Below are 6,753 nucleotides of genomic sequence, written 5' to 3' on the forward strand. Positions count from 1 at the left end.
CCGTTTGAGGACACCGCCTCGACCGGTGGTGCCCGTCGGCTCGCCGTACCCGGAGCATCAGTCGTCGGGCTGGCAGCCAGTCAGATGACAGGCGCCCACTCCTGGGCCTGCGTGCGCAGCGTCGACCAGTCCACACCCGCCTGCCGGGCATTGTCCGCCAGCGACATGATCCCAGCGGACAGCCAGGACGCCGGACGGCCCGCGCTGATCGCCAACGCCTGTGTTGTCAGAGCCTCAGCCTCGTCGAACTGCCGCTGTCCCAACGCCGTCCGGGCCTGGTAGATCCGGACGGCGGACATGGCGCCGTTCGCGTGTACCGGGTCGAACATGTCCGCTGCCATGTCCAGCCGTGGTGTGGCCTGGTCCGCATCGCCGGCGGTAGCCAACGCAGCGCCTGCGAACGCGGCGACATAGCCGGGGTGAACCCCGTCCAGCTGATAGCCGATCGGACCCTTGGCTGCACCGACCTGGAGTCGTTCGGCCTGGTCGACAATCCCGCGGACCGTGTCCGGGGCGTCGCCGAGGCCGGCCCTGACGTTCGCCTCGATGACGGCGGCAAGGACGGCAACGTGGCTGCCCTTCGCCATGGTCTGCGCGGACATCGTCAACGTGAGCGCCGTGCCCGGATCCTGGAAGCTGTCGGCGGCGAGCTCCGCGAGGGTCACCGTGGCATGTGCGGCGGTGCTGGTGTCACCTGCATGCCGGGCGATCGTTCGGGCCATCGACGCGGCCTTGACCGCCTGCGCGGGACGTCCGGCGTCGGACAGAGCAGAGGCCCGCATGGCCTGCGTACGGGCATGGAGAACCTGCCGGTGTCGTCATGCCGGGCACCCCGGTCGTGACCAGACCTGCGAGGCCGGCGGCGGCGAGGGCGATGAGTGATCGCCGGTCGGCATCTGCTTGTCGCATCCCGCGCTCCCCGGCGTCCGACACTGCCCAGTGAGCCAAGTGTCGGTTCCCCGCCGCCGTAAGTACATCATTTACTCCCCGTGCCCATGTAGGCCGAAATCCGTGTGCGAACGGTAACGTCACCTGCCACTTTCTGCGAGCAATTTGGTACATGCAGTCATACCACTTGCACACCACGGACGCCGCCGGCGCCGCACTGCTACGGAATAGTGGCGGTGACGACGCGGCAGGCGGCGACGCGGCAGGCGGCGACGCGGTGTGAGGGAACCGGCCGGATGTCAACCGGCTGCGCCGACGTGGACATGGCGGCGCAGTTTCCCCTCAACGAGGGGCTGACACGGCGTGTGCAGGAGAGAGCGGAGCTCGACCGGTCCGACCGGCTGGCCCGGTCAGCGACGTCCCCTCGGCCCGGGCCTGCTCGACGAGGCGCCGCGCGAGCGCCTCGTCGAGCACCGGTGCCGCCGCGTCGGCGCCGGCCGGTCTGTTCGTGATCGTCTCCGTCGCCGGCTCGGTCGTCGCGCTGGTCATCTGGTGCCTCCTCTACCTGCGCGTATGCACAGATTGTGACATTGGAGTTACACCGCTGTTCTGGACCTCATCCAGCTCGCTCAGCACGGCATCCGGCGCACCCCGATGCCGCGCATGACGGCGATGCTCGCAACCCGCGAAGGCTGGATCTACGCCCAGCTCGGCCGGGTCCAGGACTGCCACCGCGCGATGCACGCACCCCGGCCCCGCTCCTTGATCCGCATTCCCTTCGGTGCGACGAGTGGAAGGAAGACGTCAGGAGGCGCCGGTTTTCGGGCGGAAAATGTATGTCAACCATCCACTCGTGCTGGACCGGCCACCCATCAAGGCGTCGCTGTCCCAGCGGCTGCACACCAGGGCGACCACCCGCTGGCCCCAACTGACCCGGCGGGGGTGCCCGAGAGCTGCGCGAGAATCGACGCTAACGTCGGATGGTGCGGGTAGCGACATGGAACATCAACTCGGCGAAGGCACGGCAGGCGCGTCTGATCGAATGGTTGGACCGAGTCCAGCCGGACGTAGTCTGCCTCCAGGAGACCAAGCTCGCCGACGACGCCTTCCTCGAGCTCTTCGATGAAGATCTCTTCCGGCGCGGCTACACCGTCGCACATCACGGAAACGGCCGGTGGAACGGGGTAGCGATCTTCTCGCGGGTCGGCCTGGGCGACGTCGAACGCGGGCTCGCCGATGGTCCCGGCTTCCCGGAGCCAGAACCTCGGGCACTGGCCGCGACGTGTGGCGGCATCCGGGTCTGGTCGCTTTATGTGCCCAACGGCCGGGCGCTGGACGATCCGCACTACGCCTACAAGATCACGTGGCTCGCCGCGCTGCGGGCATGCCTGGAAAAGGCCCTGGCGACCACGCCGGTACTCGCCTGCGGTGATTTCAACGTCGCTCCCACCGACGCCGACGTGTGGGACCCGGCCGACTTCGTCGACGCCACCCACGTCACCGACGCCGAACGCCAGGCCCTGCGAGGACTGACCGACCTCGGCCTGGTGGACGTCACGCGCGCACGGTGGCCAGACGAACAGGTCTTCACCTACTGGGACTACCGGTCGCTGATGTTCCCCAAGAACAAGGGCATGCGCATCGATCTCGCCCTTGCCAGCGCTCCGGTTGCCGAGCGGGTACGGGCGATCTGGGTGGACCGGGCGGCCCGCAAGGGTGCGGGCACATCGGACCACGCGCCGGTGGTCGTCGACATCGACGAGGCACCCGACGGCGACATCGGCCCGATGGTCCCGCCTCCCTCACCCCGCGCACAGCGCAAGCCGACCGGGGCTGACCGGGGCTGACCGGCTGGCGAGACCCTCGCGGCCGGCCCGCAGGCGGTGAGCAGGTCGCGGGTCAGCCCGCCTGTACCCCGTCAGCCGTCCGTGCCTGGGTGGCCACGCGCGGCTCAGCACCTGACCCTGCCGGCGCGTCCGCCGGGTCGCTGGCCCGATCGCGTTGCGGCGCGCCGGCGATGACCGGGATACGCCTGCCGCGACCGACCGTCATGGCGCCGGCAAGCCGCACCGACAGGACGCCGTTGTCGTAGGTCGCGGAAATCTGGTCCGCGCCGACGCCGTCCGGCAAGTTGAACTCACGCTGGAAGCCGCCATGGCGACGTTCCCGTAGCACGACCGTACGGCCGTCATCGGGATGGCCGTCGCCCGCGCGGGCCTCGGTCCGTTCCCCACGGACGACCAGGCGGCCCCGCTCCAGCTCGACCGTGACGTCCCGGTCGACGTCAACTCCGGGAAGCTCCAGCTGCACGACGATGTCATCCCCATCGGTGACGACATCGGCCGCGGGGACGAAACCGGTGCGAGCCATCCGCGTCCGGTCAGGGACACCCCAGGTACGACGAACGATCTCGTCGAACTCCCGGTCCAGACGTCCGAACGCGGCGAACGGATCCCACAGGTAGGCGGTCATGACTTCTCCCTTCAAGGGCGGTTCCTGTCACGCTCGATCCCCGCACGGATCGGGCTCATGTCATGTTTGTTGAGCCTAACAGACTCAGACTTATGACGGAACCGGGAAGCAGTCTCGGTCCAGTAGCTGTGCTCCGGACCGACGGTCACCTACCCACGGCCTCCCGTGCACCTGCTCGACGGTTGACTTTCCGCCAGGCAGGCGCGAGCCGGCGCTCGCCGCCGGGAGACGACTCCACCCCCACCAGGCGACGTGAGGGTCCGGCCCGGTGACATGCCTGTCTTCGACGGCGCGCTCCACCCCGGCTCGTGGTCGGCCTGGCTCGTGGTCGACCTGGCTCGTGGTCGGCCTGGCTCGGCGAGCCGGACCGGACGAGCGCGGCTCGCTACCGTGCGTCCGCGTAGCTGACGTTGATCGTCGTGAAACCCAGCGCGCTGAACAGACCTCGCAGCATTCCAGTGGTATTGCGTTGGGCCAGGGTCAGGACGGAACCATCGGCCTTCGCCGCCTGTGTCATCCTGTCCGCGGCTACCACATAGAGTTCGCGATCATCGCTGGCGCTGCCGGTGAGAAAGCCACCGATCCGGTCCAGCACGCCTTTTTGGCGTGCCACGACGTAACTGTGTTCCGGATCAACCCGCGGTTCCGACAGCGTCGGCGCGGGCAGATGGACCGACACCGTCCGCCGGTCTTCGGAGACCGTCACCGCATCCGCACCGAGCTTTCCGAAATCGACCACGGAGTCGACACTGCCGACACCCACGAACAAGGTCCGCTCGCCACGCAACGAGGCCGGTATGAACCTGGTCTCATCCGCCAGATCGACGACGACTTCAAAATGGGCGCTGGCCGCGTGGTACTCGCTGAGATCGGTCAGGGACCGCAGCACCGCGGGCGGACTGCGGTCGATCCTCTCCTGACCGAACGGATTGGTCAGCGACGGCCGCCAGCCGCTGACGAACCCGATGCCGGCGAGAACCAGCACGGCACCGACGACGATGAGCAACAGCCGCGCGACACCAAGGCGGACCCGCAGCAGCGCGACGAAACCCGACCTGATACCGGACCCGATGCCAGACCTTTCACTCATGGCAACGTTTGTACCCGCAAACGACCATCTGCACCCGCAGCCCGGCTGCAAGATGATCCGAAGTCACCGACCCGACCCCGCCCGGCCCGCGCCGCCGGGCCCGTACCGGTCCGACGGTGGACGAGCAGCGGGCACGAGAACCCCGCCGTCGCCGGACCCGCTCGCATCCGTCCGCGCAAGAATGATCGCGGTGCGGTCGTCGCTCGGACGCCCGGGAGCGTACGCGCGGACGGCTTCGAAAACCGCGTCGAGCAGTTCCTGCGGGCCCCGCGAAGGGACCCGCAGGATCTCCGCGACCAACCGGTCCTCGCCGAACTGCTCACCTTTTTCGTTGCGGGCCTCGATGAGGCCGTCGGTGTAGATGAACAGAGCGTCGCCGGGCTGTAGCCGAATGGTCGCGGTCGCCCAAGCGCCCGGGGCCGCCAGCAGGCTGGACACCAGCGGCCCGATGGCGGTGAGCGTGACGACATCAGCGGTCGGCGATTCCCCCGGCGGAGTCGCCGGGAGCTCTCCTGCTCGGCCGGGGCGGCCCCCGGACCGGCCGGATCGGCCCCGTCTGTCCGGCGACGACCCCCGATCGGGCGGCGACCCCCGATCGGGCGGCGACCCCCGATCGGGCGGCGACCCCCGATCGGGCGGCGACCCCCGATCGGGCGGCGGCCTCCGATCGGGCGGCGACCCCGGATCACGAGCAGGCCCCGGATCGCGTGGGGACCCCGGCGGCTCCGCGCGAACCGCCCCGACCGGCTTCGCCGATACAGCCGGAAGCCCGGCGGCAGGGACCCCGGCGGCAGGGACCCCGGCGCCGGCGAACAGCTCGACCGCCGGGCCGGACCGGCGCAGCAGAAGCCCCTGCGGATGGCCGGCGTTGGCATATTCGACCGTCCCGGTCGCCGGGTCGACCACCGCGACCACGGCCGTGGCGAAGACCTCGTCGGTCTCGCCCAGGTTGTCCACGACCCACTCGATGGCAGCTCCGGGGTCGGACACCCCGCCGGTCAGTGCCGCGCCCAGCAGCTGTTTGAGCCGCAGCGCGTACACACCAGCCGCCGAGCCGTGGCCGGACACATCGCCCACAACCACCCCGACCCGGCCGCCGGGCAGGTCCACCGAATCGAACCAGTCGCCAGCCAGCTCCCCCTCGGCCGGATCTACCCGACCGCGCACGACCAGCCCGGACGCGTGCAGGGTGGACGGGGTGAGCGCGTCACGCAGGGCGACCACGGCGGGTCCCTCCTGAGCGAGCGCCTCCCAGAGCCGGTCGTTCTGCCGGACGAGGCGTACCAGCTGCGCCCGCATCGCCTCAACGTTGCCGGCAAGATCGACCAACTCCTTGGGCCCGACCGCCGGGATACGGGTGTCATAACGTCCGGCAGCGACCGCGTTGACCGCCCTACGCAGCGAGGCGATCGGCCGCAGGAGCCAGCGACGTGCGACAACACTCAGCGTGACCACAATGACCGCGACCAGGAACACCGCTGTACCCAGTGAACTGAGCAACAGGTCCTGGGCGCCGGCGACCCGACCGACGGTGGATGTCTGCTCCTGGGAAATCGCGATCTCAAGGCTGGTCACATCGGCGCGCAGTGCACTCAGCCGGGTCCGGGCCGTCGAGGACCTCTCGACATCGCGGGCAGCCGCAACAGCACCGTCCCGCATCGCCGCAAGTTCTGGCCGCGCCACGTCCGAGCGCCACGCCTGGTATGCCCCGGCGACGCCGTGCAGCTGGGTGACCAACGTGGCCTGACCATCCAGGAGCATCTCCAGGCGCGCATAGTGCACCGGGATCAACTTGCCGGCCTCGTCGAACGAGTCGAGGAAGGAGCGATCCTCGGTGATCAGATACCCGCGAACGCTGCTCTCCTGATCGACGTAGTCGGCCAGGAGCATGGCCGCGGTGGTCGCGGCGGGATCCAGTCGGTTGCCCCGTTCGGCGGTGGCATGGTTGGCCCTGACCGCGGAGTAAACCGCTACCCCGAGGGTGGCAACGCCCACGACCAGAGCCAGTGCCGCCATCGCCCGGATACCCCAGCGCAGACCCGCCACCTGTGCCACGGTGACTCCCTCCGATCCCCGAAGCCCTTGCAGCCTCGATGTCGGGCTCACGGCATTGTCGCCCAACGCGATGACGGCATGGCGCGCAGCCGGGCGCTCGGACGCCCCGCCGAGCGTCCCGGCGGCGCGTGCCATCCGCCCGCCCGGCCGGGTCCCGACCCGATCCGGTGGTTGGACCATGACTGAAGATCTTTTTCATGGAGAGTTAATGATCGTCACCACTCACAACGCTTCTCCATCCGTTACGC

Annotated in this window: 6 protein-coding genes; 1 reads left to right on the forward strand and 5 read right to left on the reverse strand. The window is 69.4% G+C overall.

All coding sequences use genetic code 11. The annotated features are described in order from the left end of the window. Positions 1–80: 80 nt before the first annotated feature. Together U9977_RS01430 and U9977_RS01435 are read right to left on the reverse strand one after the other, a co-directional pair. Positions 81–782, reverse strand: a complete 702-nt coding sequence (locus U9977_RS01430; RefSeq protein ID WP_322747300.1) for a hypothetical protein — start codon at positions 780–782, stop codon at positions 81–83. 448 nt (positions 783–1,230) lie between these two features. Further along, entirely contained in the window at positions 1,231–1,437 is a 207-nt protein-coding gene (locus U9977_RS01435) for a hypothetical protein (RefSeq protein WP_322747301.1), read from the reverse strand. 434 nt (positions 1,438–1,871) lie between these two features. Between U9977_RS01435 and U9977_RS01440 the strand changes: the two genes are divergently transcribed. Continuing rightward, positions 1,872–2,735 carry an exodeoxyribonuclease III gene (locus U9977_RS01440; RefSeq protein WP_322747302.1) on the forward strand — a complete coding sequence of 288 codons (864 nt, stop codon included), beginning with the start codon at positions 1,872–1,874 and terminating at the stop codon, positions 2,733–2,735. Between the two features lie 52 nt (positions 2,736–2,787). Here the strand turns inward: U9977_RS01440 and U9977_RS01445 are convergent, their stop codons facing one another. The 3 genes from U9977_RS01445 to U9977_RS01455 all read right to left on the reverse strand — a co-directional run bounded on the left by U9977_RS01445 (position 2,788) and on the right by U9977_RS01455 (position 6,685). Beyond that, positions 2,788–3,360 carry an Hsp20/alpha crystallin family protein gene (locus U9977_RS01445; protein ID WP_322747303.1) on the reverse strand — a complete coding sequence of 191 codons (573 nt, stop codon included), beginning with the start codon at positions 3,358–3,360 and terminating at the stop codon, positions 2,788–2,790. Between the two features lie 385 nt (positions 3,361–3,745). Next, positions 3,746–4,450 (reverse strand): DUF4230 domain-containing protein, encoded by a 705-nt coding sequence (locus tag U9977_RS01450; RefSeq protein WP_322747304.1) that lies wholly within the window; start codon positions 4,448–4,450, stop codon positions 3,746–3,748. Positions 4,451–4,513: 63 nt separating this feature from the next. After that, a complete protein-coding gene (locus tag U9977_RS01455; RefSeq protein ID WP_322747305.1) occupies positions 4,514–6,685 on the reverse strand; it encodes a SpoIIE family protein phosphatase in 2,172 nt (723 codons plus the stop codon). Positions 6,686–6,753 lie beyond the last annotated feature (68 nt).

This window comes from Protofrankia sp. Cas8, from assembly GCF_963555845.1.
Lineage (GTDB): Bacteria > Actinomycetota > Actinomycetes > Frankiales > Frankiaceae > Protofrankia.

Bases quoted from the DNA above. Each gene is read 5' to 3' on its own strand.
- U9977_RS01430 (WP_322747300.1), bottom strand. From the start codon at position 782: ATGCGGGCCTCTGCTCTGTCCGACGCCGGACGTCCCGCGCAGGCGGTC.
- U9977_RS01435 (WP_322747301.1), bottom strand. From the start codon at position 1,437: ATGACCAGCGCGACGACCGAGCCGGCGACGGAGACGATCACGAACAGA.
- U9977_RS01445 (WP_322747303.1), bottom strand. From the start codon at position 3,360: ATGACCGCCTACCTGTGGGATCCGTTCGCCGCGTTCGGACGTCTGGAC.
- U9977_RS01450 (WP_322747304.1), bottom strand. From the start codon at position 4,450: ATGAGTGAAAGGTCTGGCATCGGGTCCGGTATCAGGTCGGGTTTCGTC.
- U9977_RS01455 (WP_322747305.1), bottom strand. From the start codon at position 6,685: ATGGTCCAACCACCGGATCGGGTCGGGACCCGGCCGGGCGGGCGGATG.